The sequence below is a fragment of the Massilia agri genome (genome assembly GCF_024753255.1).
Lineage (GTDB): Bacteria > Pseudomonadota > Gammaproteobacteria > Burkholderiales > Burkholderiaceae_D > Telluria > Telluria agri.
The window spans coordinates 67,009-93,427 of sequence record NZ_JANUHA010000004.1; the positions used below are offsets into that span (position 1 = coordinate 67,009).

Annotated in this window: 29 protein-coding genes; 21 read left to right on the plus strand and 8 right to left on the minus strand. The window is 66.8% G+C overall.

Going from position 1 to position 26,419, the window contains the following annotated elements; all coding sequences use genetic code 11:
- Positions 1–131: 131 nt before the first annotated feature.
- Positions 132–2,390, plus strand: coding sequence for a PhoX family protein (locus NX780_RS07350; RefSeq protein WP_258827214.1), 2,259 nt, complete (start codon positions 132–134; stop codon positions 2,388–2,390).
- A 146-nt stretch (positions 2,391–2,536) separates the two neighbouring features.
- A complete protein-coding gene (locus NX780_RS07355; protein ID WP_258827215.1) occupies positions 2,537–2,998 on the plus strand; it encodes a hypothetical protein in 462 nt (153 codons plus the stop codon).
- Here NX780_RS07355 and NX780_RS07360 read toward each other — a convergent pair.
- Complete coding sequence (locus tag NX780_RS07360) at positions 2,984–3,877, minus strand: LysR family transcriptional regulator ArgP (protein WP_258827216.1); 894 nt, start codon at positions 3,875–3,877, stop codon at positions 2,984–2,986. The genes NX780_RS07355 and NX780_RS07360 overlap by 15 nt on opposite strands.
- 90 nt (positions 3,878–3,967) lie before the next feature.
- Between NX780_RS07360 and NX780_RS07365 the strand changes: the two genes are divergently transcribed.
- Together NX780_RS07365 and NX780_RS07370 are read left to right on the plus strand one after the other, a co-directional pair.
- Positions 3,968–4,585, plus strand: coding sequence for a LysE/ArgO family amino acid transporter (locus tag NX780_RS07365; RefSeq protein ID WP_258827217.1), 618 nt, complete (start codon positions 3,968–3,970; stop codon positions 4,583–4,585).
- Positions 4,586–4,639: 54 nt separating this feature from the next.
- Positions 4,640–5,695 (plus strand): NAD(P)H-dependent flavin oxidoreductase, encoded by a 1,056-nt coding sequence (locus tag NX780_RS07370; protein ID WP_258827218.1) that lies wholly within the window; start codon positions 4,640–4,642, stop codon positions 5,693–5,695.
- Here NX780_RS07370 and NX780_RS07375 read toward each other — a convergent pair.
- Positions 5,692–6,597 (minus strand): LysR family transcriptional regulator, encoded by a 906-nt coding sequence (locus tag NX780_RS07375; protein WP_258827219.1) that lies wholly within the window; start codon positions 6,595–6,597, stop codon positions 5,692–5,694. The two genes, NX780_RS07370 and NX780_RS07375, sit on opposite strands and share 4 nt — an antisense overlap.
- A gap of 102 nt (positions 6,598–6,699) precedes the next feature.
- Between NX780_RS07375 and NX780_RS07380 the strand changes: the two genes are divergently transcribed.
- Both NX780_RS07380 and nfsB read left to right on the plus strand, forming a co-directional pair.
- Entirely contained in the window at positions 6,700–7,707 is a 1,008-nt protein-coding gene (locus NX780_RS07380) for a zinc-binding alcohol dehydrogenase family protein (RefSeq protein ID WP_258827220.1), read from the plus strand.
- Between the two features lie 28 nt (positions 7,708–7,735).
- A complete protein-coding gene (gene nfsB, locus NX780_RS07385) occupies positions 7,736–8,389 on the plus strand; it encodes an oxygen-insensitive NAD(P)H nitroreductase (RefSeq protein ID WP_258827221.1) in 654 nt (217 codons plus the stop codon).
- Between the two features lie 34 nt (positions 8,390–8,423).
- Here the strand turns inward: nfsB and NX780_RS07390 are convergent, their stop codons facing one another.
- A complete protein-coding gene (locus NX780_RS07390; RefSeq protein ID WP_258827222.1) occupies positions 8,424–8,903 on the minus strand; it encodes a GNAT family N-acetyltransferase in 480 nt (159 codons plus the stop codon).
- A 109-nt stretch (positions 8,904–9,012) separates the two neighbouring features.
- Here NX780_RS07390 and NX780_RS07395 point away from each other — a divergent pair, with 109 nt between their 5' ends.
- Genes NX780_RS07395 through NX780_RS07415 form a run of 5 tightly spaced genes read left to right on the plus strand, consistent with a single transcriptional unit; the run spans position 9,013 to position 11,947 of the window.
- Complete coding sequence (locus tag NX780_RS07395; protein ID WP_258827223.1) at positions 9,013–9,603, plus strand: histidine phosphatase family protein; 591 nt, start codon at positions 9,013–9,015, stop codon at positions 9,601–9,603.
- Positions 9,600–9,938, plus strand: a complete 339-nt coding sequence (locus NX780_RS07400) for a DUF6152 family protein (protein ID WP_258827224.1) — start codon at positions 9,600–9,602, stop codon at positions 9,936–9,938. The genes NX780_RS07395 and NX780_RS07400 overlap by 4 nt, the downstream gene beginning before the upstream one ends.
- Positions 9,938–10,417, plus strand: a complete 480-nt coding sequence (locus NX780_RS07405; protein WP_258827225.1) for a hypothetical protein — start codon at positions 9,938–9,940, stop codon at positions 10,415–10,417. Before NX780_RS07400 ends, NX780_RS07405 begins: the two co-directional genes overlap by 1 nt.
- Positions 10,418–10,462: 45 nt before the next feature.
- A complete protein-coding gene (locus tag NX780_RS07410) occupies positions 10,463–11,149 on the plus strand; it encodes an SOS response-associated peptidase (protein ID WP_258827226.1) in 687 nt (228 codons plus the stop codon).
- 21 nt (positions 11,150–11,170) lie between these two features.
- Complete coding sequence (locus NX780_RS07415; RefSeq protein ID WP_258827227.1) at positions 11,171–11,947, plus strand: glutaminyl-peptide cyclotransferase; 777 nt, start codon at positions 11,171–11,173, stop codon at positions 11,945–11,947.
- A 1-nt stretch (position 11,948) separates the two neighbouring features.
- On the opposite strand, the gene NX780_RS07420 is transcribed toward NX780_RS07415, so the two are convergent.
- From NX780_RS07420 to NX780_RS07430, 3 genes are read right to left on the minus strand one after another with little or no spacing between them, the layout of a single operon-like run.
- On the minus strand, positions 11,949–12,974 hold the full coding sequence (locus tag NX780_RS07420) for a zinc-dependent alcohol dehydrogenase family protein (protein ID WP_258827228.1): 1,026 nt from the start codon (positions 12,972–12,974) through the stop codon (positions 11,949–11,951).
- A 37-nt stretch (positions 12,975–13,011) separates the two neighbouring features.
- Entirely contained in the window at positions 13,012–13,476 is a 465-nt protein-coding gene (locus tag NX780_RS07425; protein WP_258827229.1) for a DUF2269 family protein, read from the minus strand.
- Position 13,477: 1 nt separating this feature from the next.
- Complete coding sequence (locus tag NX780_RS07430) at positions 13,478–14,767, minus strand: SDR family oxidoreductase (RefSeq protein WP_258827230.1); 1,290 nt, start codon at positions 14,765–14,767, stop codon at positions 13,478–13,480.
- Positions 14,768–14,803: 36 nt separating this feature from the next.
- Between NX780_RS07430 and NX780_RS07435 the strand changes: the two genes are divergently transcribed.
- The 3 genes from NX780_RS07435 to NX780_RS07445 are packed head-to-tail and all read left to right on the plus strand — an operon-like array spanning position 14,804 to position 16,355.
- A complete protein-coding gene (locus NX780_RS07435; protein ID WP_258827231.1) occupies positions 14,804–15,307 on the plus strand; it encodes a hypothetical protein in 504 nt (167 codons plus the stop codon).
- Positions 15,308–15,358: 51 nt separating this feature from the next.
- Positions 15,359–15,826, plus strand: coding sequence for a hypothetical protein (locus NX780_RS07440; protein ID WP_258827232.1), 468 nt, complete (start codon positions 15,359–15,361; stop codon positions 15,824–15,826).
- Entirely contained in the window at positions 15,771–16,355 is a 585-nt protein-coding gene (locus tag NX780_RS07445) for a hypothetical protein (protein WP_258827233.1), read from the plus strand. Before NX780_RS07440 ends, NX780_RS07445 begins: the two co-directional genes overlap by 56 nt.
- Positions 16,356–16,401: 46 nt before the next feature.
- Here the strand turns inward: NX780_RS07445 and NX780_RS07450 are convergent, their stop codons facing one another.
- Both NX780_RS07450 and NX780_RS07455 read right to left on the minus strand, forming a co-directional pair.
- Positions 16,402–19,410, minus strand: coding sequence for a TonB-dependent receptor (locus NX780_RS07450; protein ID WP_258827234.1), 3,009 nt, complete (start codon positions 19,408–19,410; stop codon positions 16,402–16,404).
- 279 nt (positions 19,411–19,689) lie between these two features.
- Entirely contained in the window at positions 19,690–20,631 is a 942-nt protein-coding gene (locus NX780_RS07455; protein WP_258827235.1) for a DUF808 domain-containing protein, read from the minus strand.
- Positions 20,632–20,836: 205 nt separating this feature from the next.
- On the opposite strand from NX780_RS07455, the gene NX780_RS07460 reads away from it, so the two are divergent.
- From NX780_RS07460 to lipA, 7 genes are all read left to right on the plus strand, one after another.
- The gene (locus NX780_RS07460) at positions 20,837–21,055 is read left to right on the plus strand and encodes a BrnA antitoxin family protein (protein ID WP_258827236.1); all 219 of its coding nucleotides are present in this window, start codon (positions 20,837–20,839) and stop codon (positions 21,053–21,055) included.
- Positions 21,056–21,142: 87 nt separating this feature from the next.
- On the plus strand, positions 21,143–21,427 hold the full coding sequence (locus NX780_RS07465; RefSeq protein WP_027864703.1) for an HU family DNA-binding protein: 285 nt from the start codon (positions 21,143–21,145) through the stop codon (positions 21,425–21,427).
- Between the two features lie 101 nt (positions 21,428–21,528).
- Entirely contained in the window at positions 21,529–22,167 is a 639-nt protein-coding gene (locus NX780_RS07470; RefSeq protein WP_258827237.1) for a LysE family transporter, read from the plus strand.
- 127 nt (positions 22,168–22,294) lie between these two features.
- The gene (locus tag NX780_RS07475) at positions 22,295–24,097 is read left to right on the plus strand and encodes a DUF6600 domain-containing protein (RefSeq protein WP_258827238.1); all 1,803 of its coding nucleotides are present in this window, start codon (positions 22,295–22,297) and stop codon (positions 24,095–24,097) included.
- A gap of 253 nt (positions 24,098–24,350) precedes the next feature.
- Complete coding sequence (locus NX780_RS07480; protein ID WP_258827239.1) at positions 24,351–24,617, plus strand: HP0495 family protein; 267 nt, start codon at positions 24,351–24,353, stop codon at positions 24,615–24,617.
- A gap of 86 nt (positions 24,618–24,703) precedes the next feature.
- Positions 24,704–25,375, plus strand: a complete 672-nt coding sequence (lipB, locus tag NX780_RS07485) for a lipoyl(octanoyl) transferase LipB (protein ID WP_258827240.1) — start codon at positions 24,704–24,706, stop codon at positions 25,373–25,375.
- A gap of 26 nt (positions 25,376–25,401) precedes the next feature.
- Entirely contained in the window at positions 25,402–26,394 is a 993-nt protein-coding gene (lipA, locus tag NX780_RS07490) for a lipoyl synthase (RefSeq protein WP_258827241.1), read from the plus strand.
- Positions 26,395–26,419: the final 25 nt, after the last annotated feature.

Here is a 26,419-nt window from a genome sequence, read left to right on the forward strand (position 1 = left end):
ATAGCCGCAAGGACATGTGTTTCGTCGCCAGCATCGGCGCCTGTCATCGAATTGTTACGAGATCGTCACAAGGTTGTCATGTTGGCTTCTTACCATGCACGGACTTTTCCTAACAACCAACAGGATTACCCGTGAACAAGCCGACCGACCTCGCCCGCATCGACCATCACGACATCGATACGAACGTTTCGTCGAACGAACAATTCAGCACCGTCCTCGAAGCCCGCCTGAGCCGCCGCAGCCTGCTGCGCGGCGGCGCCGCGACGGCGGCTTCCGCGCTGCTGGGCGCCATCGGCCTCTCCGGTTGCGGCGGCTCGGACAACGACGACGTCACGACCGTGCCGAATCCGCCGGGCGGCACCAATCCGCCCCCGGCCGAGAAGCTGCTCGGCTTCACGGCAGTCTCCAAGAGCCTGGCCGATACGGTCGTCGTCCCGGCCGGCTATACCGCCACCGTCCTGTACGCACTGGGCGACCCGCTTACCGCCAGCACCCCCGCCTTCAAGAACGACGGCACCGATACCGATTTCGAGAACCGCGCCGGCGACCACCACGACGGCATGGAATTCTTCGCGCTCTCCGCCAGCAACGGCCCGGCGACCACGGTCAACGACCGCGGCGTGCTGGTGATGAACCACGAAGCCACCACCGACGAGAAGCTGTCGTCCTTCTTCGTGCACGCGAACGGCGGCACCATGAGCCTGCCGCGTCCTGCTGCGGAAGTGGACAAGGAGATGGCCCTGCACGGCCTGTCCGTGGTCGAAGTGCGTGCGGCTAGCGGCAAGTGGAGCTATGTGAAGGATTCGAGCCTGAACCGCCGCGTGCACCAGCAGACCGACATCGAGCTCTCCGGCCCGGTGCGCGGCAACGCCCTGGTGGTCACCAAGTACTCGACGGGCGGCACGAAGATCCGCGGCACCCTGAACAACTGCGGCACCGGCAGGACCCCGTGGAACACCTACCTGTCGGGCGAAGAGAACTGGTCGGGCTACTTCACCCGCGCCAGCACGGACGATGCCGCGCGCGGCAATGACAAGAGCGTCACCTCGCTCAAGCGCTACGGCCGCGACGCCGGCGCGGCGTCGCGCCACGGCTGGGAGACCGGCGGTAGCGAGGACAAATACCAGCGCTGGAACATCAGCAAGAAGGGTACGTCGGTCGACGGCAGCGACGACTATCGCAACGAGATGAACGGCATGGGCTACATCGTCGAGATGGATGCCTTCGACAAGAGCAAAGCGATCAAGAAGCGCACCGCGCTGGGCCGCTTCGCCCACGAGAGCGCCGTCTTCGGCAAACCCGTCGTGGGCCAGCCGCTGGCCGTCTACATGGGCGACGACTCGCGCAACGAGTACATCTACAAATTCGTGTCGACCGCGGTCTGGGCCGCCGCTGACGCAACGCCAGCAGACCGCGTTGCCACCGGCGACAAATACCTCGACAGCGGCAAGCTGTACGTGGCCAAGTTCAATGCCGACGGCACCGGCCAGTGGATCGAGCTGTCGATCGCCAACCCGCTGATCGCAGCTTACGCCGGCTACAAGTTCGCCGACCAGGCCGACGTGCTGGTCAACGCCCGCCTGGCCGGCGACGCCGTCGGCGCGACCAAGATGGACCGTCCGGAATGGTGCTCGGTGCACCCGGGCACCGGCGAGATCTACTTCACGCTGACCAACAACAGCAACCGCCGCGTCGAGCCGAGCGGCTCGAGCCAGGCCGCGCCGGACGCCGCCAACCCGCGCGTCTACACCGACATGAAGGGCACGAGCGCGCAGCAGGGCAACCCGAACGGCCACGTCATCCGCGTCAAGGAAGGCAGCGCCGGCTCCACCGCCGCCACCTTCAGCTGGGACGTCTACCTGTTCGGCGCCGAATCCGGCGCGGACGGCAGCAAGGTCAACCTGTCCGGCCTCACCGCCGACCAGGACTTCTCGAGCCCGGACGGCCTGGCCTTCACGCCTTCCACCGGCATCTGCTGGATCCAGACCGACGACGGCGCCTACACCGACGTCACCAACTGCATGATGCTGGCGGGCCTCCCGGGCCAGGTCGGCGACGGCAAGAAGGTCAGCCTGAGCTACCCGCGCGCCAACGGCAGCAACCTGACGGTGGATACCTACGTCGGCAAGGCCGCGACCGCGGACACGCTCAAGCGCTTCCTGGTGGGCCCGGTCGGCTCCGAGATCACCGGCATCGCCGAGACCCCGGACGGCAAGGCGTTGTTCATCAACATCCAGCACCCGGGCGAAGGCACCGCCGCCGCCAACGTCGCCGACCCGACGAAATACACCAGCCAGTGGCCGTCGAACGCCGGCTACGGCGCCGGCAAGCGTCCGCGCTCGGCCACCATCGTCATCACCAAGAACGACGGCGGCCGCATCGGCACCTGATCGCAACACTGCTCTTTCTCCGTGATTCCCTTGGGGCTGGACGCGCAGGCGTCCGGCCCGTTTTTTTTGTCCGCCTTCGTCCATCGCAAGAAGGAGGCGCGCCAGGCGTGCCAGCATGGTTTCCGCAGCCACAGCCGGAGCCCGCCATGCTTTCCCTTTCTCCCCCCGCCTACTTCCGTCTCACGCGCGCCAGCGCGCTGTACGACATCCTGATCATCACGCCCTTCGCCACGCCCTGGACCTTCGCCCTGCTGTATCCGCAGTTATCGAACCTGAACGTGAGCCTGGGCGGCGCGCCGCTGCCGGCCTGCGCGCCGGTGCAGGTGCTGTTCGCCTGCCTGCTGGGCAGCCTGGTGCTGCTGTGGTCGAGCCTGCGCCTGCTGCGCACCAGCGTGGTGCTGGGGCGCTTCGATGCATGCGGGCGCGCGGTGTTCGCGCTGTGGATGGCCTGGGCGCTGGCGCAAGGCGGCTTGCCGCTGCTGTGGTGCTACTTCGTGCTCGAGCTGCTGTGGGCCGTGGCGCAGGCCTGGCCGGTGGCCGTCGCGCGCAGCGCACGGCGCCCGGACCGGCGCAAGCCGCACCTGACCCTGGTGTCAGGGCAGCGGTAGCAGGACGTCGCGCGCGGCCTTCACCAGCGCCGCGCCCATGCGTTCCAGGCGCGGCGGCTGGATGCGCCAGGCATGCCAGTACAGCGGCACGTCCACGAAGAGTGCGGGCGCCAGGTCGACCAGCACGCCCTCGCGCAGCAGGTCCGCGCACTGCTCCAGCGGCAGCATGCCGTAGCCCATGCCGTGCCGGATCGCGCCCACATAGGGGTCGCTGGCCGGCACGTAGTGGAAGGGATAGGCGCCTTCGGGCAGGCCGAAGTGGCGCAGCAGGAAGGCCGACTGCAGCGAGTCCTTGCGGTCGAACACGATGACCGGCGCGCGCTGCGCGTTCTCGCGTGTGAAACCGTTCGCGAACCAGTGGTGGGCGAAGTCCTTCGAGGCCACCATCCGGTAGCGCATCTGGCCCAGCGGGCTCACCGTGCAGCCACGCATGGGCGTCGGCTCGCCCGCCACGCAGGCCACGACGCGGCCCTGCTCCAGCAGCGAGAAGGTATGGCCCTGGTTGTCGAGCACGAATTCCACCAGCAGTTCCTCATCCGCCAGGATCGGCGCCAGCACCGGCAGCAGCCAGGTGGCCAGGGTGTCGTTGTTGACGGCCAGGCTGAGCCGCGCCGGCCCCGCATCCATGCCCATCTCGGCGAGGAACTCCGATTCCAGCAGGGTCGAGCGGCGCAGGTACTGCAGCAGGCGCGTGCCCGGCCCAGTGGGACGGCAGGGACGGCTGCGCACCAGGAGGGGCGTGCCGAAATCCTGCTCCAGCGCCGAGATGCGCTGTGAGACGGCCGATGGGGTCAAGGACAGCTGGACGGCGGCCAGCTCCAGGCTGCCGGTGTCGACGGCGGCGATGAAGGCGGCGCTGCGGCGGGGATCGATCTTCATTAATTTTTCTTAACCATCTTTAAATATCATGAATATATTTGAATTTAGTCCGTGTGGAAGCGAAGATGCGCTCTTCACCACGGAGCTTTCATGTTTTCTCAACAGGTATTCCTGCAAGGCCTGGGCCTGGGCGCCAGCCTGATCATGGCCATCGGCGCCCAGAACGCCCACGTGATCCGCACCGGCGTGCGCGGCCACCACGTGGCGGCCACGGTCGCCACCTGCATCGTGGTCGACGTGGTCCTGATCGCGCTCGGCATCTCGGGCCTGGGCGCCCTGGTCGAGGCCTCGCCCACGGCGATGGCGGTGGCGCGCCATGGCGGCGCGGCCTTCCTCGTCTGGTATGGCTGGCGCTGCTGGAAGAGCAGCCTGCGCGGCGGCGCTTCCCTCGAACTCTCGCCCGACGCGAAAAGCCAGACCCTGGGCCGCGCGCTGGCCACCGTGCTTGCGCTGTCGCTGCTGAATCCGCACGTCTACCTCGACACCGTGGTGCTGCTGGGAGCGGTCGGCAGCAGCCTCGCGGGCGAGGCCCGCACCTCCTTCGCCGCGGGCGCGATGACGGCCTCCGTGCTGTGGTTCACGGCGCTGGGCCTGGGCGCGCAGCGCTTCGCCCGCGTGCTCGGCCGCCCCTCGGTATGGCGCGTGATCGAAGGCGCCACCGGCACCCTAATGCTGGTGCTGGCCGTGCTGCTGGTACGCGGAGCGTAAGTCCGCCGCTCTGGCTATACTTGTGTTTCGACCAAGACCTGACGGAGCCGCGCCATGAGCACTGACCTGCTGTCGAAGCTGGATATCCGCTATCCCATCATCCAGGCCCCGATGGCCAATATCTCGAGCGCGGCGCTGGCCGCCGCCGTGTCGGAGGCCGGCGCGCTGGGCTCGATCGCAGTGGGCGCCATGACGCCCGACGCCGCACGGGCCGCGATCCGGGCCGTGCGCGAGAAGACCGGCCGCCCCTTCCAGGTGAATGTGTTCACGCATGTGCCAGCGCAGGCCGACGCCGCGCGCGAGGCCGCCTGGCTCGATTGGCTGCGTCCGCATTTCGAGCGCTTCGGCGCCCGGCCTCCGGCAGGACTGACCGAGATCTACGGTACCTTCGTCACCGACGACGCGATGTGCGAGGTGATGCTGGCCGAGCGTCCCGCCGTGCTGAGCTTCCATTTCGGCCTGCCGCCGCAGGAGAAGATCGATGCCCTGAAGGCCGCCGGCATCACCTTGTTCGCCACCGCGACCTCGCTTGACGAGGCGCGCCGGATCGAAGCGGCCGGCATCGACGCCATCGTCGCCCAGGGCATCGAGGCGGGCGGGCACCGCGGCGTCTTCGATCCGCAAGCGCCGGACGCCGCCTTGAGCACCGTCGAACTGCTGCAGCAGCTGCACGGCAAGACCTCCCTGCCCCTGATCGCGGCGGGCGGCATCATGGATGGCGCGCAGATCCGCACCGCGCTCCATTACGGCGCCAGCGCGGTCCAGATGGGCAGCGCCTTCATCGCCTGTCCGGAATCGTCCGCTTCGCCCCACCACCGCTCCCTCATCGCGGGTGGCGCCCAGCTCGAGACCGAACTCACCCCCGTCATCTCGGGACGCGCGGCGCGCGGCATCGTGAACCGCCAGTTCCGTGACGTCGGCGCGCCCGGGCATCCACCCGTGCCCGACTATCCGATCGCCTACGACGCCGCCAAGCAGCTGCACGCGGCCGCGTCAGCCAAAGGCAACCAGGAATATTCGGTCAACTGGGGCGGCACCAACTTCGCGCAGGCGCGTGCCATGCCGGCGGCGGAACTGGTCGCGGCGCTGGTGGCGGAAATGCAGGCTTAAGTCCCGCGCGCGAGCGGCCGGCAGCGCTCCTCGATCAGCGCGTGCAGCAGCTTGACCGCCGGCGAGAACTGCCGGCGGTGCGGGCACACCAGGCTCAGGGGCGTGGGCTCGCCCGGCAGGTCCGGCAGCAGCACGTCCAGCCGCCCCTGCGCCACATCCGCGCTCACGTCGAGCCAGGATTTATAGGCGACGCCTTCGCCGGCCACCGCCCAGCGCCGCACGACTTCCGCATCGTCGCTCACCAGCCGCCCCGTCACCTGCACGACCTTCGCGCCGTCCGCCGTCGGGAAGGACCAGCGGTCGTAGGTGCGCCCGCGCAGCCGGTATTGCAGGCAGTTGTGGTCCGCCAGTTCCTCGAGTGAGGAAGGCCTGCCGTGCCGCGCGATGTAGTCTTTCGACGCGACCAGAACGCGGCGGTTCTCGGGCGCGACCGGCAGGGCGACATAGCTGGCATCGTCGATCTGGCCGTAGCGCAGCGCGATGTCGACGGGATCGCGGAACACGTCCGCCACCTGGTCCGACACCAGCAGCTGGATGTCGAGCCCCGGATGGTCGCGGCGGAATTCCGAGATCCAGGGCAGCAGCAGGTTGCGCCCGAAGTCAGAGGGCGCCGCGATCTGCAGCGTGCCGGTCAGGCAGCCGGCATCGCCGCGGATGCCGTCGAAGCCGTCGCGCAGGGCCTGCAGCGCATCCTGGGCGAAGGGCAGGTAGCGCTTGCCCTCTTCGGTCAGGCGCAGGCTGCGTGTGGAGCGCGCGAACAGGCGGATGTCGAGTTCGCGCTCGAGGCGCCCGATCGCGGCGCTGGCCTGGCCCGGCAGCAGGTTGACCTCGCGCGCGGCCCGGGAAAAGCTGCCCAGGGCGGCGGTGCGGACGAACAGGGCCAGGTCGTCTAGCCTGATCATTTTCTCTCCAGCTGTGAAAGTGAAATCGCTCCAGCCGGCTTTTTCCCTGCCGGGCTGCCCAATAGAATCGTCGGCAAGTCCAAAACTTACCGGAGATTCAACATGAAAGCAGTAGTGTATACCCAGCACGGCCTGCCCATCAGCGACCCCGCTTCCCTGCACGAGGTCGAGCTGCCGATGCCCCTGGCCGGCCCCCACGACCTGCTGGTCGAAGTGCGCGCCGTCTCGGTCAACCCGGTGGACACCAAGATCCGCAAGGGCGCGGCCGTCACGGAACCGCGCGTGCTGGGCTGGGACGCCAGCGGCATCGTGCGCGCCGTCGGCGGCAGCGTCACCCTGTTCAAGGAAGGCGACGAAGTCTTCTACGCCGGCTCGCTCCTGCGCCCCGGCTCGAACAGCCAGTTCCAGGCCGTGGACGAGCGCATCGTCGGCCGCAAGCCGTCCTCGCTCGGCCATGCCCAGGCGGCCGCCCTGCCCCTGACCTCGATCACGGCCTGGGAGCTGCTGTTCGACCGCCTCAAGGTGGAGGAAGGCGGCGGCGCCGGCAAGTCCTTGCTCGTCATCGGCGCGGCCGGCGGCGTCGGCTCGATCCTGGTACAGTTGGCGCGCAAGCTCACCGCATTGACCGTCGTCGCTTCCGCCTCGCGCGAGGAAAGCCGCAACTGGGTGCGCGAACTCGGCGCCCAGCATGTGGTCGACCACACCCAGCCCCTGCGCCCGCAGCTGGAAGCGCTCGGCTTTTCCAACGTCGACATCGTCATCAGCCTGACCCACACCGACAGGCACTACGACGCCATCGTCGACGTGCTGGCCCCGCAGGGACAGTTCGCGCTGATCGACGACCCGGCCCAGCTCGACGCCGTGCCGCTCAAGCGCAAGTCGATCTCGCTGCACTGGGAACTGATGTTCACGCGCTCGATGTTCGAGACCGCCGACATGGTCAAGCAACATGAATTGCTGAACCGTGTGTCCGGCATGGTCGACGCCGGGGAGCTGCGCACGACCCTGGGCGAACACTACGGCCGCATCTCGGCCGGGAACCTGCGCCGCGCCCATGCGCTGATCGAAAGCGGCCGTGCGGTCGGCAAGATCGTGCTCGAAGATTTTTAAGTTGTTCAGTGAAAGAAGGAAGAAACAGATGGATATTCTCTCGGCAGCCCGCAAGCGCCATACCGCCAAGGCCTACGACAAGGAACGCCAGATCCCCGAAGAGCTGATGCAGCAGGTCTACTCCCTGCTGCGCCACAGCCCCTCCTCGGTGAACTCGCAGCCCTGGCACTTCATCGTCGCCAATACCCCCGAGGGCAAGGCGCGCGTGGCCAAGGCGGCGCAGGGCGGCTACGGCTACAACGCGGCCAAGATCCTGGACGCCTCGCACGTGATCGTGTTCTGCTCGCGCATCGACATGGACGACGCCCACCTGGAGCGCCTGCTGGCCCAGGAAGGCAAGGACGGCCGCTTCCGCGACGACGCCGCCCGCGCCGGCCAGGACGCGGGCCGCCGCGGCTACGTGCATACCCACCGCTACACGACGCGCGACATGCCGCAGTGGCTGGAAAAACAGGTCTACCTGGCCCTCGGCACCGCCCTGCTGGGCGCCGCCGCCCTGGGCATCGACGCCACCCCGATGGAAGGCTTCGACCAGAAGATCCTGGACGAGGAGTTCGGCCTGCACGCGCAAGGCCTGGCGAGCGTGGTGCTGGCCAGCTTCGGTTATTCCTCGGATGCGGACTTCAACGCCGGCCTGCCGAAGTCGCGCCTGCCGGAAGAGCTGACCTTCACCTTCGTCTGAGTCAGCCAAGTCGGGCGTACGCCGCCCCATGCGCTCAGCATGGAAGCGTCTTCTCCATGAACACCGACTCCAGCACGATGCCGCTGCGGTGCGGATACGTTTCGCGGCGCAGCGCCACATAGCCGGCGCGTTCGTAGGCCGGCACCGCATTCAGCGAAGACGAGAGGAAGAGCCGGCGCAGGCCGTGGCGCAGGGCCATCGCGTCGAGCGCCGCCAGCAGGCGCCGCGCGACGCCGCGCCCCTGCTGCGCCGGATCGACGAAGGCGGCATCGAGTTCGCCCGTGTCCAGGTTCAGGATCGCGTAGCCGAGCAGTTGCCCGTCCGCTTCCTCCACCAGTGCGCCGCCCGCCGCGATCAGGGCCGTCATCTGTTCGGGTGGCGCGGCCGCGCACCAGGTGTCGATGACCTCAAGCGGATAGTGGCTCGCGCAGCTGGCGCGTATCGCACGGGTGCGCAGGGCCCACAGTTCAGGCAGGTCGGCGAGTATGGCGCGGCGCCGGGTAGGCGTGCTCATCTTGTCTCCATCGAAGGGATGCACCAGTCTATGATGCTGCCGTGCGCTCGTCCATGGCCCAAGGCAGGATAATGCGACGGCGAGCCCCGCAGCCGATGGAGAAGACGCCATGCTTCGACGATGCTTCCTGGCCCTGACGACCCTGCTTGCCACGCCGCCGGCGGCGGCGCAGTCCGATCTCTGGCAAAGCCTGCAGGGCGGCGGCCACGTGCTGCTCATCCGTCACGCGCTCACCACCCCCGGCATCGGCGATCCGCCCGGTTTCCGCCTGGCCGCCTGCGCCACCCAGCGCAATCTGTCGGAGCAGGGCAAGCGCGACGCCGTGGCCATCGGCGCCGTCTTGCGCCAGCGCGGCATCCCGCTCGGCCCCGTGCTGTCGAGCCGCTGGTGCCGCTGCCTCGATACCGCCCGCCTCGCCTTCGGCCGCGTCGAGGAAGCGCCGATGCTCGATTCCATGTTCCAGGACAGCGACGCCGCCGGGCGCGCCAAGGTACGCGAGGTGCTGGCGCGCATCGCCCTCTGGCGCCAGGCGGGCGGCAAGGATAATCTGGTGCTGGTGACGCACGACGTGAACATCCGCGCCCTGGTCGATGCGTATGTGGAGCAGGGCGGCATCGTGGTGGCGCAGCCGGTCGACGGGCGGCTGCGGGTGGTGGGCCGCCTTCCCCTGTCAACCGTTCTTCCAAGGAGAGTCCCATGAAACGCTGGTTTTTGCTGGCCGCGCTGGTGGCCACCTCCGCTTCCGCCCACCATGGCTGGAGCGAATACAACGCCGACAAGCCGCTCACCCTGTCCGGCACCATCGAGGAGTCCGGCTACCTGCAGCCGCACGGCTTCGTGCGCCTGAAGATGGCCGACAAGACCTGGATGGTGGTGCTGGCGCCGCCCTCGCGCATGGAAAACCGCGGCCTGCCGAAGGAAAACCTGGCGGTGGGCGGCCAGGCCACGGTCCATGGTTATCCACACCGCAGCAACGCGACCGAGCTGCGCGCCGAACGGATCACCATCAAGGACAAGACCACGGAGCTGCGCTGATGCCCTTGCAAGACGCGGCCGCTCTGGCCGCGTCCCTGCCGCTGGCGCAGGCCATGCGTGAGCATCCCTGGCTGTATCCGGCGGTCGAGACCCTGCACATCGTCGGCTTCGCCCTGCTGGTGGGCGCGGTCGCGATGTTCGACCTGCGCGTGCTCGGTTTCGGCCGCCAGCTGCCGGTGCGCGCGCTGGCGCGCCACTTGCTGCCCTGGTCGGCCGGCAGCATGCTGCTGGTGCTGCCGACCGGCCTGCTGCTCTTCATGGCCGACCCGGCCGCCCTGCTGGCGAACCGGGTCTTCCTGCTCAAGCTGGCCCTGATCGTGCTGGCGGGCGTCAACGCGCTCGCCTTCCACGCCGGACCGTATCGCGGCGCCGACGCCTGGGACGCACGCGCGCCCGGCCGGGCCGTCCTGCACGCCCTGCTGTCGCTCGGCCTGTGGATCGCCGTGATCGCCAGCGGACGCCTGCTCGCCTATTTCTGAGCGCCGGTTGCCAAGGCAGGTAGACGGCACTATGCTGGACGGATCATGTGCGTCAATTACCACTCTCCCACCCGTGAACAGTTCGGCACCCTCGGGGCCTTCAGCGAGCTGCCGGCCGACTGGCGCTGGCCCGAGGAAGTCTGGAAGGACTATTCGGCTCCCATCGTACGCCGGGGCAGCGACGGCGGCCCCATGGCCTGCCTGGCCAGCTACGGCATGGTCCCGCGCCGCCACATTCCGCCCGGCGTGAAACCTTTCGACACCATGAACGCGCGCGCCGAATCGCTGGGCGAGCGGCGTTCCTTCGCGCCCGCCTGGCGCCGCCTGCAGCTGTGCGCGGTGCCGATGGCCTGGTTCTACGAGCCCTGCTACGAGAGCGGCCGCGCCGTGCGCCACGCGATCGGCATGGCTGACGACAGCCTGTTCTACGTCGCCGGCCTGTGGCGCGAATGGACGGAAGCCGACGGGACGCTGTCGTCCTCCTTCACCCAGATCACGATCAACGCCGACGACCATCCCTTGATGTCGCGCATGCACAAGCCGGACGACGAGAAACGTTCGCTCGTGGTGATCGCCCCCGACGAAATGGAAGACTGGCTGGCCTGCCGCGACGTCGAGACGGCGCGCAGCTTCCTGCGCCACTACCCGGCGGCGCGCATGAAGGACTGGGCGGCGCCGCAAGCGGTGGCGAAGAAAACACCTGAACCGTCGCCGAACCTCTCGCTGTTCTGAACCGTGCTACATTCGGGCATCATGCTCAAACACGTCATCGTCTCCACCCTCGCCCTGGCCGCCACGGCCGGAGCCAGCGCCCAGGCCAACGTCCCGATCTACGGCTACGTCGTCAAGAACAGCTACCCGCACGATCCGAAAGCCTTTACGCAGGGCCTGTTCTTCCGCGACGGCCACCTCTATGAAACGACGGGTCGCAACGGCACGTCCTCGCTGCGCAAGGTGGAACTGAACACCGGCAAGGTGCTGCAGAAGGCCGATATGCCGCAAGAGATCTTCGGCGAAGGCTCGACCGCGGTCGGCAACGACATCGTCGCCCTCACCTGGACCTCCCAGGTCGGCTACGTCTTCGACATGAAGACCTTCAAGCTGAAGCAGACCTTCAAGTACGTGGGCGAAGGCTGGGGCCTGGCCAGCGACGCGAAGCAGGTCTACATGAGCGACGGCAGTTCCTTCATCCGCATCCTCGAGCCGAAAACCTACAAGGAGCTGCGCCGCATCCAGGTGACGCACAAGGGCCAGCCCATCGAAAGGCTCAACGAACTCGAGATGGTCGACGGCGAGCTGTTCTCCAACGTCTGGGGCAGTGAACTGATCCTGCGCATCGACCCCGCCAACGGCAGCGTGAAGGGCGTGATCAACCTCGAGGGCCTGCTGCCGGCGGCGCAGCGCGGCACCCTCGATCCGGACGCGGTCCTGAACGGCATCGCCTGGGACGCCAAGCGCAAGCGCCTGTTCGTCACCGGCAAGCTGTGGCCCAAGGTCTTCGAGATCGAACTCAGGCCGCAGACGCGCTGATTCAGGCCTGTTTCGTCACGTCGATGACGACCTTGCCGAAGTGTGAACCCGATTCCATGTAGCGATACGCTTCCTTCGCCTGCCCGAAGGGGAAGACGCGGTCGATCACCGGTTTCAGGCCAGTCACGTCGGCAAAGCGCATCACGTCGTCCAGCATGGTGCGGCTGCCCACAAAAATGCCTACAAGGCGCTTGGCCGTGGCCAGCAGCGACGCCGGGTTCACCTCGCCGCCGAAGCCGCTGACGCCGCCGATGATGGCGATCGTCCCGCCCATCGCGGCCGCCGACACCGAGCGGTTGACCGTCCCCTTGCCGCCCACTTCCAGCACCACGTTGGCGCCGCGTCCGTGGGTCAGCGCCAGCACCTCTTCGTGCCACTCCGGAATGGATTGGTAGTTGATGGTGTGGTGGGCGCCCAGCTCGCGGGCGCGCCGCAGCTTCTCGTCGCTGGACGAGGTGATGATGGTGCGCAGCCCCGCCGCCCTGGCCAACTGCATGCCGAGCACCGAGACGCCGCCGGTGCCGAGGAAGAGCGCGGTGTCGCCCGGCTTGATGGCGTTGCTGGACACGAAGAGCGCGTTCCAGGCCGTGACGCCGGCGCAGGGCATGGTGGCCGCCTCGACGAAGGAGAGTGAGGCCGGGATCTTCGCCACGGCCTCTTCGTGCAGCACCACTTCCTCGGCCAGCATGCCGTCGATGTCGCCGCCCAGCGCATGGCGGATCTTCTCGGGCGAGGTCGGGCCGTCCTGCCAGTAGGGGAAGAAGGAGCCGGCCACGCGGTCGCCCACCTGCACCCGCGTCACGCCCGGGCCCACGGCCAGCACCTCGCCGGCGCCGTCCGAGCAGGGGACGATGGGGTCGTCCACGGTGACGAGGTAGTTGCCGCTGGCGACCATCAGGTCGCGGTAGTTGAGCGAGACCGCGTGCACGCGGATGCGCACCTCGAAAGGCGCGAGGTCGCGGTCCGGGTAGTCCACGCATTGCAGGGCGTCGATGTTCGCGCCGGGAAGAATCTGGTAAGCCCGCATGGGGTTCTCCTTGTATCAGGCAGGTTGTCGGTCCGGGTCACATGGGCTTGGCCACCATCAGCCAGAAGATCGCCACGAAGGCGATAAAGGCCGGCACGCCGAGCGTGACCCAGATGCGGAAGTAGCGCCAGTACTGCGGCGTCAGTTCGGTGTTCGTCCTCGCCGCCTCCTGGGCGATGTCGCGCATGCGCATCTGCAGCCACACCACCGGCAGCCAGCAGGCGCCGGCCAGCACGTAGAGCGCGATGGACCACATGATCCACTTGCTGTGCAGCGGATAGCCGGCCAGGTGGATCATGTAGAAGCCCGTCGCCGGCTGCAGGATGGCGGTGGTGGCCGTGAACAGCCAGTCGGCGATCACGACATACTTCGCCACCACGGCGATCGCGCGCACATCGCGGCTGACGTTCGCGAACAGCATGTACCAGGCCGAGCCGATGCCGGTTCCGAACAGGAAGGTGGACGACAGGATGTGCAGCCATTTGACGACGATGTATTCCATTTCAGCGTTCCTCGAGTTCGTAGAGCAGCCAGATGGCGGCCAGCATGGGCAGGTTCTTGGTGAGCGGCCCGTAGGGGTGCAGCAGGAATTCCGGCAGCTTGATCGCGATGACGACGGTATAGAAGCCGATCAGGCCGAGCTGCATCAGCCACAGCCAGCGCCGCCGCGAGAAGAACAGGATGCCCAGGCCGAGCAGCAGGTCGAAGGTGGCGGCGCCGTAGAGCATCAGGGGCTGCAGTGCCAGCGGGATGCCGGTGCGGGCCAGCAGCTCGTAGCTGGCCTCGACCGGGTAGAGGCCGTAGGACACGATGGCCGTGACGATCCATACCGCCACGATGCTTGTCCGCAGGATGGGCAGCAGCCAGCCCAGCTTGGCCTGGACCCGGGCCCCGGGTGCGTCCTGGATGAAACGCGTGACGGGCCGCGGCGGATGGCCGATCAGCTGGGTGGTCATGCCCACGTCGCCGGCATTGCCGCGCTCGAGCATGCGCAGCGCGTCCGGATCGAGCAGGCCGCCCGGCAGCCAGCGCCCGAGGTGCGCCAGTGCGCGCGCCAGTGCCCCGGGCAGTGGCAGGACCGGCTGCCGTCCCATGCCCATGCCGCGCCTGAGCGCTCCCAGGTAGTCCACGAAAGGCATGGCCTGCGGCCCCACCAGCGGCACCCGCAGCGCGGTGCCCGAGCCGGGCGGAATCGGCAGCCGGTGCTTGAGCAGGCCGACGATGGCCGCCACCAGGTCGTCGACGTGGATCGGCTGCACCAGCTGCGGTGCGCTGCCGAAGCGGAGGGTGAATGGCATGCTTGCCAGGGTACGGAAGGCGCGCGCGCTGGCGCCGTCACTGCCGTAGACCAGCGATGGCTGGACGATGTAAGCGCGCAGCGGCAGCGTCGCCAGGAAGTCGTCCGCCGCCTTTTTCGACAGGTGGTAGGGCGTGTCGGCCTCGCGGTCGGCGCCAAGGGCCGAGAGCTGGATCACCATCTGGACATCATGCGATTCGGCGCAGGCGGCGAACAGGGCGCGCGGCGTTTCCGTGTGCAGGCGCGCGAAAGTCTGGCTGCCGGATTCGCGGAAGATGCCGACCGTGTTGATCACCGCGTCGATGCCGGAAAGGCGCGCCAGCCAGACCGTTTGTTGGGTATCGTTGGCGAAGTCCGCGTGGATGTAAGTCAGGCGTGGGTCGGTACTGCTGCGGGGCTTGCGCACTGCACACACGACGTGGTGGCCCTCGAGCAGCAGCGCCTGCAGCAGGTGCTGTCCGATGAAGCCGCTAGCGCCCGTCAGCAATATTCGCATCCATGCTTCCTTTACCTATTACCAGAGAGAAAAATCATGCAAAACTGGACCAAGACCCTGGAGCGCGGCCTCGTGTCGGGCGCTACCTCCAGCCTGCTCTCGACCGTGGCCCTGGCGATCGCGGGCAAGAAGGAGACCGGCAGCGCCCTGGCCCCCACGAACGCGGTCAGCCACTACGTGCACGGGGACAAGGCCGCACGCAAGGGTGGCGCCTCGCTGCGCTACACCGCGACCGGCTACCTGATCCACCATGCCAGCGCTACTTTCTGGTCGATCATCTTCGAGCGCGTCGCCGGCAGGTACCTCGACCGCAAGACGCCGGTAGGCATCCTCGCCGCCTCCGCGGCCACCTCGGCCTTCGCCGCCTTTGCCGACTACAAACTGACACCGAAACGCTTCCACCCCGGCTACGAGAAACACCTCTCCCAGAAATCGCTGGCCAGCGTCTATGCCTGCCTGGCGCTGGGGCTCGCGATCGGCGCCGCCATGACGCGCCAGGACGAGCCAGCACCTAGTCTAGAACAGAAGCCGGAAAAGTGACGCGCCCACGTCGTCCGGCGGCGCCATGGAAACCCATGACAAGAGGACCTCATGCATAAATGGAACACGGCAGTTCGGCGTGGCCTGGTCTCCGGCGCCACGTCGAGCGTTCTGTCGACGGTGATGCTGGCGGCCCTGGGCCAGAAAGAGGTCGGCAGCCTCTGCGCGCCGACCAATGTGATCAGCCGCTGGATCCACGGCGACAAGGCGGCGCGCCAGAGTGGCCCGTCGATGCGCTATACGGTGCCGGGCTACCTGATCCACCATGCCAGCGCAACTTTCTGGGCCATCCTGTTCGAGCGCTACGCCGGCAGCCGCCTCGATCGCAAGGCGCCGGCCGGCCTGCTCTCCGCCTCGGCGGCCACCGCCGCCTGCGCCGCCTTTGCCGACTACAGGCTGACGCCCAGGCGCATGCGGCCGGGCTACGAGAAGCACCTGTCAACGTCCTCGCTGGTCATGGTGTATGCCAGCTTCGCGCTGGGACTGGCTGCAGGGGCGGCGCTGGTCCGCCGCCGCTAGTTGCAGGGAGGAAGGAAACGACGTGCCGCCCTATGTCTATGCCTTGATGGTGCACGGGGTGATCGGCGCCCTCGACGTTTTCGTCAACCACGAATGGCTGGCGAAGCTGCCCTCGCGCCCCGCTTGCGCGGGCGAGGAGCGCCTGCACAGCGCGCGCGAAGGCGTGTTCGCGGCCCTGTTCGCCTCGCTCGCCTGGTGCGAGTGGCATGGCGGCTTCGTCTGGTGGATCGTGGCGCTGTTCCTGGCGGAGATGGCGATTTCGGCGCGCGACGTGGTGGTCGAAGGCGAGGTCAGGAAGCTGCCGAAGAGCGAGCACCTGTTGCACCTCTTCCTTTTCATGAACCTCGGGGTGATGTTCACGCTGACCGGGCAGGCCCTCATCGCCTGGCATGCGCTGCCATCAAGACTGATGCCGGCCGACCACGGCTGGGCCAGCTGGGTGCTGAGCGTGATGGCCTTCGGTGCCGTCACGTGGAGCCTGCGCGACCTGCTTGCGGCACGGCGACTGGCGCGCATGGCGCTCCAATGAAAAAGGCCGCCCGAAGGCGGCCTCCATGTTACCGATCAGGAAGCGATCAGAACTCGTAGCGGGCGGTCAGGCGGACCGAACGCGGGCTCTGGAACGAGGACGGCTGCTGGTAGTTCAGGTTCAGCTTGCCTTCCTTCAGGGTGTCGGCCGAGTAGTCGCGTTGCTCATTGAACTCGACAGCCTTCTGGCTGTTGAACACATTGAACACGTCGACCTGGAAGGTGACCTTGCCGTTGGCGATGCGCGGCATGTAGGCCAGCTGCAGGTCGACGGTGCTGGTCCATGGCGTACGGCCCGCGGTACCGCGCTGCACCAGGCTCGACTTGCCGCCTTCCTTCAGGCAGTAGTACGACGAAGCGGTCGTGTAGGCGGCCGCATCGGAATAGTCGAATGCAGTGGGCGGCACGAAGCCGATGCAGCTGGTCGGGCGGCCCGAAGCGATCGTGCCGTTGAAGCCGAGGCGCAGCGTGTCGGTGATCGCGTAGTTGCCGTACAGCTTGAACACGTGGCGGCGGTCGTTCGACAGGTAGCCGTCGGCGCCGTCATCCAGCGAGCCGAAGTCGAAGTCCTGCGACACGCCGGCATCTTCCTGGTTGATGACCGAGTTCACGTAGCCTTCCGCGGTACCCTTGAGCTTGGCCCAGGTGTAGGACGCTGCCAGGCCCCAGGTGCCGTTGTACGGACGTTCCGCGGTCAGCTCGATGGCGCGATAGGTACGGGTGTACTTGCCCAGGCCCAGGTACTTGGCCGGCACCACGACCTGCTTCAGGTTGCCGTCGTTTTCCAGGTCCATCTTCAGCGACACGTCATTGCCCGGATTGATCAGGAAGCAGGTGGCCATGGTGCTGGAGTCGAAGTTCTCGTAGCCGTTGTCCGCTGCCCACTGTTCGAAGCCCAGGTGCGAGCAGTAGTCGTCCATGCCGTCATTGACCTTGCGATAGGTCGCCTTCATGCCCATGGTCCAGCCCTTGGCCAGCGCCTTCTGGAAGCCCAGGATGAATTCGTCCTGGGACATCGGGTTCAGCTCGGTATCCGCGATGGTGGCCGGAAGCGGCAGGGTGCCGTCGCCGGTGATCTGCGGTACGCCGATGTCGCTCGAGCTCATGTTCAGCGGAGCCTGGGTACGCGGATCGCGGCCGTTGAAGGTGTAGAAGCGCTGTTCGAAGAGTTCGCCCTGGGTCGCGCGGATGTTGGTGTTCGAAGCGACCGGGATGAAGTAGCGGCCGGCATTGCCGTACACCTTCAGCGATGCGTCGCCCTTCACGTCCCAGGCGAAGCCCAGGCGCGGCGCCAGCAGGTTGTCGGCCTTGACGAAGCTGACGCCGGCGCCGTTCATGTTGTTGAACGACTCCGAACGCAGGCCCGCGTACAGCAGGACATTGTCGGTCACCTTCCAGTTGTCTTCGATGTAATAGGCATTGTTTTCGACTTCGAAGCTGCCGCCGGTGTTCGCCGCTTCGCGGCGACGCACGTATTCGCCACCCGGCGCAACCACGTTCGGCACGCCGTTGACGGTGCCGGTCTCGGAGATGAAATAGCGGTAGTAGTAGCCGCCCGAGTAGGTCGCTTGGGCGCCTGCGTACGAGGTGAAGGTTTGGCGGTCGACGCCGGCGCGCAGCGAGTGTCCGCCGATCGCGTAGTCGACGTCGAAGCGGAAGGCGCGGCGCTTGTCTTCATCGGCGGGTTTCGCGTCCGGGGAACGGACACGCGGACCCGGCCACGGCATCGCCCAGCAGCCGATCTCGGTCGCGTCGACATCCAGCACCACCGGGCAATCGAGACCTGCCTTGCGCGCGCCGACGGTCAGGGCCGACTGCTCCTTCACCGAGCCGACGAGGGCGGAAACGGTCAGGTCATCGGTCAGGTAGCCGGTGTACTTGCCGATCAGGATCTCGCCGCCCGAGGTGGTCTTGCTGATCCCCGGCTCGCCCATGTGGTAGGTCAGGTTCTTCCGGTCCGGGTAGACGGAAATGTTGCGGTTGAAGTCGAGGATTTCTTCTTCGCGCTCGTTGGAGATCGCGGTCAGTTCCAGGCGATGCGCATCGGTCGGCGTGAAATCGACCTTGATCATGCCGTTCGGCTTGGTCGAGGTGGTGCGCGTGCTGCTCGACTCCGAGAAGGTGTCGGTACGGTCATGGCGGCCTTCGATGAGGCCGAACACGAACAGCTTGTCCTTGATGATCGGACCGCCGGCATAGGCGTTGAAGGACAGGTCGCGCTGCTGGCGCGCCTCGCTGAACGAGATGTAGTTGTTGTCTTGCGGGTTGTTCAGGTCACGGATGTTCTTGCCGCTGGCGCGCAGCGAATCCGGCTCGTAGTAGACCGAAGCGCCGCCCTTCCAGGTGTTGGTGCCGCGCTTGGTGACCAGGCTGATCACGCCGCCCAGCGAACGGCCGAATTCGGCGCCGTAGCCGCCCGACTTGACCTGCTGTGCGGCCACCGCGTCGAACGGCAGGTTGGCATAGGACAGGAAGTTGCGGATGTTGGTGACGTCGAAGCCGTTGATGTAGTAGCTGTTCTCGGCAACCGAGGCGCCGCCGAAGGACGGCAGGCCGCCTGCGCCCAGGTCCGAGTCGCCCTTGACGACGCCGGGAGCGAGCAGTGCGAATGCATTCGGGTCGCGCGCCACCGGCAGCGCGGCCATCTGGTCGGCGCTGAACACGGTGTTCGATTCCACGCTCGAGGTGTCGATCACGGTACGGGTGCCCGCGACCACGACGCGCGCAACGTTGTCGCCGGCCACGGTCACCGGGGTACCGGACAGGTCGACCGCGGTACCGGAACCGATGGCGACATTCACGTTGCGGCTCACACCGGCGGCTTCGACGCGGTAGGCGCCCGGCTGGAGCTTGGGCGCCGTGTAGGTACCGTTGGAGTCGATGGTGATCGTACGCGAAGTACCGGTTTCAACGCTGGTGATCGTGACCTTGTCACCGGGCTTGCCGCGGCCGTAGATCGAACCTTCGGAACTCTGCGCAATGGCGACTGAGGAAATCAACATGCCGACTGCGAGGGCGGCGGCAGTGCGCTGATAGCGCCCGGATGTGAAATGCATGGATGCTCCGTTAAATTGTTAATAATTATGATCAATTGCTTCGCAGATATTGCGAGTATTGACGGAGCGATCAAACCACTTATACAGACAAGTTGTCAATTTGATGTTAAAAAAAGGCAACAGTTTCTGTAAATATCATGCCGAGGGAATGAAAATCTGGTAGATCGGTAGGCGAGACGCATAAACGTGCTGCCATGCGCACTGACATAGACGGGATGTCCAGGAGGAGGAAGGGAAACAGCGGAGGCGCCGGGCCTGTGCGGGCCCGGCGCGGAAGAATCAGTGGGCGGCAGCCTTCTTGCCGCGCATGCGCTGGATGACGGTGACCACCGCCAGCACGATGGCGCCGACCAGCACCCCGGCCAGGGCGTCGACCACGGTCGGGGTAATGGCCGCCAGCACGCCGCCGACGCCCGGCACGCCGGCCGTCATGTGCGCGGCTTCCTCGGCGAAATGGTGCAGCGGTTCCCAGGCGTGGGCGATGATGCCGCCGCCGACCATGAACATGGCGGCGGTGCCGACCACCGACAGGAACTTCATCAGCTTGGGCGCCGTAGCCAGCAGCAACTTGCCGACGCCGCGCGCGGCGCCGCTTGCTTTCTGGCTCAGGTAGACGCCGGCGTCGTCCATCTTGACGATGGCGGCCACCAGGCCGTAGACGCCGACCGTCATCGCCAGCGCGATGGCGACCAGGACCATGACCTGCTGGCTGAAGGGCGCCTGTTCCACGGTGCCGAGGGCGATCACGATGATTTCCGCCGACAGGATGAAGTCGGTGCGCACCGCCCCCTTGATCTTGTCCTTTTCGAGCGCGCACATGTCCACATTCTCGGCGGCCAGGTGGGCGATGTGCTCGGCCTTGTGCTGTTCGTCTTCCTCTTTGCTGTGCAGGAACTTGTGGGCCAGCTTCTCGAACCCTTCGTAGCACAGGAAGGCGCCGCCGATCACGAGCAGGGGCGTGATCAGCCAGGGCACGAAGGCGGAGATGGCCAGCGCGGCCGGCACCAGGATCGCCTTGTTTTTCAAGGACCCCTTGGCTACCGCCCACACCACCGGCAGCTCGCGGTCGGCATTCACGCCGGTGACCTGCTGGGCGTTCAGCGCCAGGTCGTCGCCGAGCACGCCGGCGGTTTTCTTTGCCGCCACCTTGCTCATCAGGGTCACGTCGTCGAGGACGCTTGCAATATCGTCCAGTAATGCCAGCAGACTGCCTCCAGCCATCGATTGCTCCGCTTAAGTTAATAGTGTCAAGATCGCATCATCTTACCTGACGGGAGAATGCCGGTCACACGGTTCAGCGCGGCTTTTTGCATTTCAGTCGCGGAAATCTGCATCTCGTCGCTTTTCGCGGGTATTGGCAAACTGGCATACGTATAGTGCAAGCTGTTGGCTGCGGTACTGCAGCCTCGCCACCGAAGGAGATGCCATGAATACCGAAACGACCCTGCAAGCAGTGACCGCGGCGCCAGCACGCCGCACCCGTCCGCCGAAACGCAAGACCCGTATCACGATCTACCTCGACGACGAAGTGCTGAGCGAATTCCGCAGCCTGTCCGAACGCTGCGGCACCGGCTACCAGACCCTGATCAACGCCGCGCTGCGCCATCGCCTGGCCGCGCCTGGCGTCGAAACCAGCCTCGCCTGATGTATTGATGCGCCCGCCTCCGGGTAGCGAGATTACATACAGCAATAATTATGCTAATCTTCCCGCTCTTTTAACCCCGGAGGAACTATGAAAAAAGGCGAACTGATCGCGGAATTCGCGAAGCGCACCGAAATGTCCGGCGCGGCCGCTAACACCGCTGTGAACACGATCATCGAGATCATCACCGAACGCCTGAAGAAAGGTGACACCGTCGGCATCACCGGCTTCGGCACCTTCTCGGTCACCAAGCGCGCCGCACGCAAGGGCCGCAACCCGGCAACCGGCGACGTCATCAAGATCGCTGCATCGAAGACCCCGCGCTTCGCTGCCGGCGCCACCCTGAAGGCCGCCGTCAATCCGAAGAAGAAGTAAGCAGTACCCGGCCACGCGCCGCGCTCCGGATTCCTCCGGACGCGCGCGCCGGCCCCTTTCCTGTCTCCCCCGGGTTTTACCCCCTTATCTCCCGCAGCAGCATGCTCCTCACCACCTGGATCGCCTTCGTCATCGCCGGCTCGCTGATCGCCATCTCGCCCGGCTCCGGCGCCGTGCTGTCCATGTCGCACGGGCTGGCCTATGGACTGAAGAAGGCCAGCGCCACCGTGCTCGGCCTGCAGCTCGGCCTGGTCCTGGTGCTGGTCATCGCCGGCGCGGGCGTCGGTTCCCTGCTGCTGGCGTCAAGCACGGCTTTCACCGCCGTCAAGATCGTCGGCGCCCTGTACCTGATCTGGCTCGGCATCGGCCAGTGGCGCGCCAAAGCCGATGGGCCAGCCGTGGATACGGCCGGCCTGGCCGCCCACCCGAGCTTCGGCAAGCGCGTGATGACCGGTTTTCTCACCAATGCCACCAATCCCAAAGGCATCATCTTCATGGTCGCGGTGCTGCCCCAGTTCATCGACAAGAAGGCGCCGCTGCTGCCGCAACTGGCGATCCTGGGCGTGACCATGGTGACCATCGACTCCATCGTCATGCACGGTTACGCGGCCCTGGCCTCCTCCATGCAGCGTTTCTTCCGTGACCCGCGTGCGGTCAAGCTCCAGAACCGCGTGTTCGGCGCCGTGCTGATGCTGATGGGCTCGCTGCTCTTCCTGGTCGAACCGGGCCGCCGCGCCTGAGCTTTGTATCCGCCGTGTTTCGTCACTCGGCGTTTGAAACTTTCTGTAAGTTACGTAGTCCCAGCGCGCGCTCGTGCGTTGTAATCAGGTAGCAGTCCCTCGTCCCCTCGTTCCGCCGGAGCCCGCCATGAACAAGCGTTTCGCCAAGACTGCCGTGATGCTCGCGCTCACGGCGCTATCCACTGTCGCCCTGGCGCAGGAGTCGCTGGACACGGAACCGCCGGGCCGGGTCGGCCGGGTCGCGCTGGTCCAGGGCAAGGTCAGCATCGGCGGCGACGTCGGCGAGGCCAGCCAGGACGCCCTGGTCAACTGGCCGGTCACGACGCGCAACCTGATCACCACCGAAGCCGGCGGACGTACCGAAGTGCGGGTGGGGTCGACCGCCATCCGTGTCGATGCCGACAGCTCGCTCGAGATCAGCGAACTCGACGACGACAGCGTGCGCCTGCGCCTGCACTACGGCAGCGCCAGCATCCGCATCCTGAGCGAGGACGTGCTGCCCGAGTTCGAACTCTCCACGCCCCAGGGCCGGGTGCGCATGCTGAAACCCGGCCGCCTGCGCGTGGACGCCGAGCGCGTGCGCGACACCAGCGTGGTGAGCGTGTTCGAGGGCGAAGCCCAGGTCGAGGGCGGCGGCGCGACTCTCACCATTCGTGCCGGACGCAGCGCCGAACTGCGCGACGAGGACGTGCGCACCCTGCAGGCGCGCAGCGACGCTTTCGATACCTGGGCGCTGGAGCGCGACCGCGTGGCCGATGGGGCCAAGTCGGCGCGCTACGTCACCACCGACATGACCGGCTACGAGGAGCTGGACCGCCACGGCAGCTGGCAGGACGATCCGGAATACGGCGCCCTGTGGCTGCCCACGGTGTCCACCACGTGGGTCCCCTACCGCGACGGCCGCTGGACCTGGATCGCCCCCTGGGGCTGGACCTGGGTCGACAATGCGCCCTGGGGCTATGCGCCCTTCCACTATGGCCGCTGGGTGCACGTGCGCAATCGCTGGGCCTGGGCTCCGGGCCGCATCGAGCGCCGCCCGGTGTGGGCGCCGGCCCTGGTCGGCTGGGTTGGCGGCAGCGGCTGGAACATCAATTTTCATTCGCACGGTTCGCGGCCCGCGACCGGCTGGTATCCGCTCGGCCCGCGCGACCACTTCGTGCCGGGCTACCGGCTGTCGGACGAACGCCTGCGCCGGCTGAATGCGTGGCGGGATCGCAGGGACGATCGCAAGGACGGGCACCGCGACTGGCCGCGCGGCCGTGATCGTGATCGTGACGGTCGCCCCGACTACCGTCACCGCGGCCTGACCGTGGTCCCGCATGCGAACTTCGGCCAGCGCGGGCCGGTCGTCGTGCCGAACGTGCCGCGCGCGACCCCGTCGCCACTGGTGGTCCCGAACGCGCCCGCTTCCGCGCCGCCGGCGCCGCAGGGCTTGCGTGCCCGCCTTGAACAGCGCGAGGCAATCCGTCACCGCATCGTGAGCGAGCCGCGTGACCTGGACGGCGAGCGCAGTGAACGGCCGCGTGTCGATCGTGCCGAGCGTGCGCCGGTGCTTGTGACCACTCCGGCGCCGCAAGCGGCCGTACCGGCGCCGGCCCCGCTCGTCGCGCAGCCGGCCCGGCCCCAGCCATGGCAGCGCTTCGACCGCGGTAACGACAGCAACGACCGCGACCGCGACCGCGACCGCGATCAGGGCAGGCGTTTCGATCGCGGCGACCGTGGCGACAGGTTCGAAGGCCGCCGCGAGCGTCCGCAGCCGCTGGTCGCGATGCCGCAACCTGCAGCCCAGCCGGCTCCTGTCATGGCCCCGCCACCGCAACGCGTCGCGCCGCCGCCGCAAGCCGTCGCGCCGCCGCCGCCGCGCGCGGAGGCGCCACAGCGCCTCAGGGAACGGCCAAGGGCGCAGGACCAGGCTATCCGCAGCGAATAACCGCTCAGTCCGCGCATCGGGTCGCCTGTCGCGCCAAACTGCATTTCGTCGCATTCCGGTCGCCGCCGGCTGCTGCTTTGGATACAGTGGCGTCAGTGGTTCACAGGCCGCAACACCTGGGAACCCTGCAACATATCCCGCTATTTCCCCAACATGGAATAGTTCAGGCCGGCCCCAGCGCCGGCCTCTTTTTTTCCAGCGAAGCATCGCCATATCGGAGAGACTACAATAACGCTTTGCACAGGACAAAACCATGGACCCGAAAGACTCCCTCATCGAATACCCGAGCGACTTCCCGATCAAGGTGATGGGCGCCACGCACGTCGACTTCGCGGCGACGATCGTCGAGGTCGTCACGAAGCTGGATCCGACTTTCCATGCCGGCAAGGTGGAAAGCCGTCCTTCGTCCAAGGGCAACTACACGGGCCTCACCGTCACCGTGCGCGCCACCAGCCGCGAGATGCTGGACGACGTCTACCGCGCCCTGTCGTCCCACCCCATGGTGAAAATGGTCCTCTGAGCGTCCCGGGAAATGGACGGCCGGCGGGCACAGACGATCGCGCTGGCTTATAATGGCAGGGCTGTCCATATTCCCGCCCTATACCCATGACCCGTCCCGCCACGCCGCTGATCCGCGAGCTCGGCCGCGCCGACTACGAACCCACCTTCGCCGCGATGCGCGCCTTCACGGACGCGCGCACGCCCGACACCCGGGACGAACTGTGGATCGTGGAACACCCTCCCGTCTTCACCCTGGGCCTGGGCGCCGACCGTGGCCACGTGCTGGCGCCGCACGATATACCTGTGGTCCAGACCGATCGCGGCGGCGAAGTGACCTACCACGGCCCCGGCCAGGTTGTCATTTACCTATTGATGGACCTGCGCCGCAACAAGCCGGGTGGCAAGCTGTATGCCCGTCAGTTTGTGGCGAAAATCGAACAGGCGGTCATCGAGGTGCTGGCGGCGTATAATCTCGCGGGCGAACGCGTTGCCGGGGCGCCCGGCATCTACATGGCGGACGGCCCGAAGAAGGGCGCGAAGATCGCCGCCCTCGGCCTCAAGGTGCGCGGCAACGGCTGCACCTACCATGGGGTCTCGCTGAACGTGGCGATGGACCTGGCCCCGTTCACGTGGATCAATCCTTGCGGTTACTCGGGGTTGGCCACGGTCGACATGCGCACGATGGGTGTGGACGCCCCGCTGGCGGATGTCCAGCAGGCGCTGGCGCAAGAACTTGTGCGCCAACTGGCTACCGAGCCGGAACTGAACAATCTCTGAATGGAAGCCCGCCAGGGCACGAGCCAATGACTACCGAAACCAACGTCACCGCCGCTTCGAACGCAACGTACGACGCCACCGAAAAGCAGAAAGGCGCCAGCAAGACGTCGCGCATCCCGATCAAGATCGTGCCGATCGCCGACGCCGAGCGCCTCAAGAAGCCGGACTGGATCCGCGTGAAGGCGGCTACCGCCTCTTCGCGCTTCTACGAGATCAAGGACATCCTGCGCGCGAACAAGCTGGTGACGGTGTGCGAGGAAGCCAGCTGCCCGAACATCGGCGAGTGCTTCGGCAAGGGCACCGCGACCTTCATGATCATGGGCGACAAGTGCACCCGCCGCTGCCCCTTCTGCGACGTCGGCCACGGCCGACCCGATCCACTGGATGTCAACGAGCCGGGCAACCTGGCCAAGACCATCGCCGACCTGCGCCTGTCCTACGTCGTGATCACCTCGGTGGACCGCGACGACCTGCGTGACGGCGGCGCCGGCCACTTCGTCGAGTGCATCACCAAGACCCGCGCCCTGTCGCCGAACACCAAGATCGAAGTGCTGGTGCCGGACTTCCGCGGCCGCCTCGAGAAGGCCCTGAACATCTTCGCCGACGGCCTGCCGGACGTGATGAACCACAACCTGGAAACCGTGCCGCGCCTGTACAAGGAAGCGCGCCCGGGCGCCGACTACAAGCACTCGCTGGTGCTGCTGCGCGACTTCAAGAAGATGTACCCGAACGCCGTCACCAAGTCCGGCCTGATGGTGGGCCTGGGCGAGACCGACGAAGAGATCCTGGAAGTCATGCGCGACATGCGCGAGCACGACATCGACATGCTGACCATCGGCCAGTACCTGGCGCCGTCGAACTCGCACCTGCCGGTGCGCCGCTACGTGCACCCGGACACCTTCAAGATGTTCGAAGAGAAGGCCTGCGAGATGGGCTTCGTGCACGCCGCCGTGGGCGCGATGGTGCGTTCCTCGTACCACGCCGACCAGCAGGCGCACGAAGCGGGCGTCGCCGCCTGATCCTGCGCTAAGGGTATTTCCAGAA

Bases quoted from the DNA above. Each gene is read 5' to 3' on its own strand.
- NX780_RS07355 (WP_258827215.1), top strand. From the start codon at position 2,537: ATGCTTTCCCTTTCTCCCCCCGCCTACTTCCGTCTCACGCGCGCCAGC.
- NX780_RS07360 (WP_258827216.1), bottom strand. From the start codon at position 3,877: ATGAAGATCGATCCCCGCCGCAGCGCCGCCTTCATCGCCGCCGTCGAC.
- NX780_RS07365 (WP_258827217.1), top strand. From the start codon at position 3,968: ATGTTTTCTCAACAGGTATTCCTGCAAGGCCTGGGCCTGGGCGCCAGC.
- NX780_RS07370 (WP_258827218.1), top strand. From the start codon at position 4,640: ATGAGCACTGACCTGCTGTCGAAGCTGGATATCCGCTATCCCATCATC.
- NX780_RS07375 (WP_258827219.1), bottom strand. From the start codon at position 6,597: ATGATCAGGCTAGACGACCTGGCCCTGTTCGTCCGCACCGCCGCCCTG.
- NX780_RS07380 (WP_258827220.1), top strand. From the start codon at position 6,700: ATGAAAGCAGTAGTGTATACCCAGCACGGCCTGCCCATCAGCGACCCC.
- nfsB (WP_258827221.1), top strand. From the start codon at position 7,736: ATGGATATTCTCTCGGCAGCCCGCAAGCGCCATACCGCCAAGGCCTAC.
- NX780_RS07390 (WP_258827222.1), bottom strand. From the start codon at position 8,903: ATGAGCACGCCTACCCGGCGCCGCGCCATACTCGCCGACCTGCCTGAA.
- NX780_RS07395 (WP_258827223.1), top strand. From the start codon at position 9,013: ATGCTTCGACGATGCTTCCTGGCCCTGACGACCCTGCTTGCCACGCCG.
- NX780_RS07400 (WP_258827224.1), top strand. From the start codon at position 9,600: ATGAAACGCTGGTTTTTGCTGGCCGCGCTGGTGGCCACCTCCGCTTCC.
- NX780_RS07405 (WP_258827225.1), top strand. From the start codon at position 9,938: ATGCCCTTGCAAGACGCGGCCGCTCTGGCCGCGTCCCTGCCGCTGGCG.
- NX780_RS07410 (WP_258827226.1), top strand. From the start codon at position 10,463: ATGTGCGTCAATTACCACTCTCCCACCCGTGAACAGTTCGGCACCCTC.
- NX780_RS07415 (WP_258827227.1), top strand. From the start codon at position 11,171: ATGCTCAAACACGTCATCGTCTCCACCCTCGCCCTGGCCGCCACGGCC.
- NX780_RS07420 (WP_258827228.1), bottom strand. From the start codon at position 12,974: ATGCGGGCTTACCAGATTCTTCCCGGCGCGAACATCGACGCCCTGCAA.
- NX780_RS07425 (WP_258827229.1), bottom strand. From the start codon at position 13,476: ATGGAATACATCGTCGTCAAATGGCTGCACATCCTGTCGTCCACCTTC.
- NX780_RS07430 (WP_258827230.1), bottom strand. From the start codon at position 14,767: ATGCGAATATTGCTGACGGGCGCTAGCGGCTTCATCGGACAGCACCTG.
- NX780_RS07435 (WP_258827231.1), top strand. From the start codon at position 14,804: ATGCAAAACTGGACCAAGACCCTGGAGCGCGGCCTCGTGTCGGGCGCT.
- NX780_RS07440 (WP_258827232.1), top strand. From the start codon at position 15,359: ATGCATAAATGGAACACGGCAGTTCGGCGTGGCCTGGTCTCCGGCGCC.
- NX780_RS07445 (WP_258827233.1), top strand. From the start codon at position 15,771: ATGCCAGCTTCGCGCTGGGACTGGCTGCAGGGGCGGCGCTGGTCCGCC.
- NX780_RS07450 (WP_258827234.1), bottom strand. From the start codon at position 19,410: ATGCATTTCACATCCGGGCGCTATCAGCGCACTGCCGCCGCCCTCGCA.
- NX780_RS07455 (WP_258827235.1), bottom strand. From the start codon at position 20,631: ATGGCTGGAGGCAGTCTGCTGGCATTACTGGACGATATTGCAAGCGTC.
- NX780_RS07460 (WP_258827236.1), top strand. From the start codon at position 20,837: ATGAATACCGAAACGACCCTGCAAGCAGTGACCGCGGCGCCAGCACGC.
- NX780_RS07465 (WP_027864703.1), top strand. From the start codon at position 21,143: ATGAAAAAAGGCGAACTGATCGCGGAATTCGCGAAGCGCACCGAAATG.
- NX780_RS07470 (WP_258827237.1), top strand. From the start codon at position 21,529: ATGCTCCTCACCACCTGGATCGCCTTCGTCATCGCCGGCTCGCTGATC.
- NX780_RS07475 (WP_258827238.1), top strand. From the start codon at position 22,295: ATGAACAAGCGTTTCGCCAAGACTGCCGTGATGCTCGCGCTCACGGCG.
- NX780_RS07480 (WP_258827239.1), top strand. From the start codon at position 24,351: ATGGACCCGAAAGACTCCCTCATCGAATACCCGAGCGACTTCCCGATC.
- lipB (WP_258827240.1), top strand. From the start codon at position 24,704: ATGACCCGTCCCGCCACGCCGCTGATCCGCGAGCTCGGCCGCGCCGAC.
- lipA (WP_258827241.1), top strand. From the start codon at position 25,402: ATGACTACCGAAACCAACGTCACCGCCGCTTCGAACGCAACGTACGAC.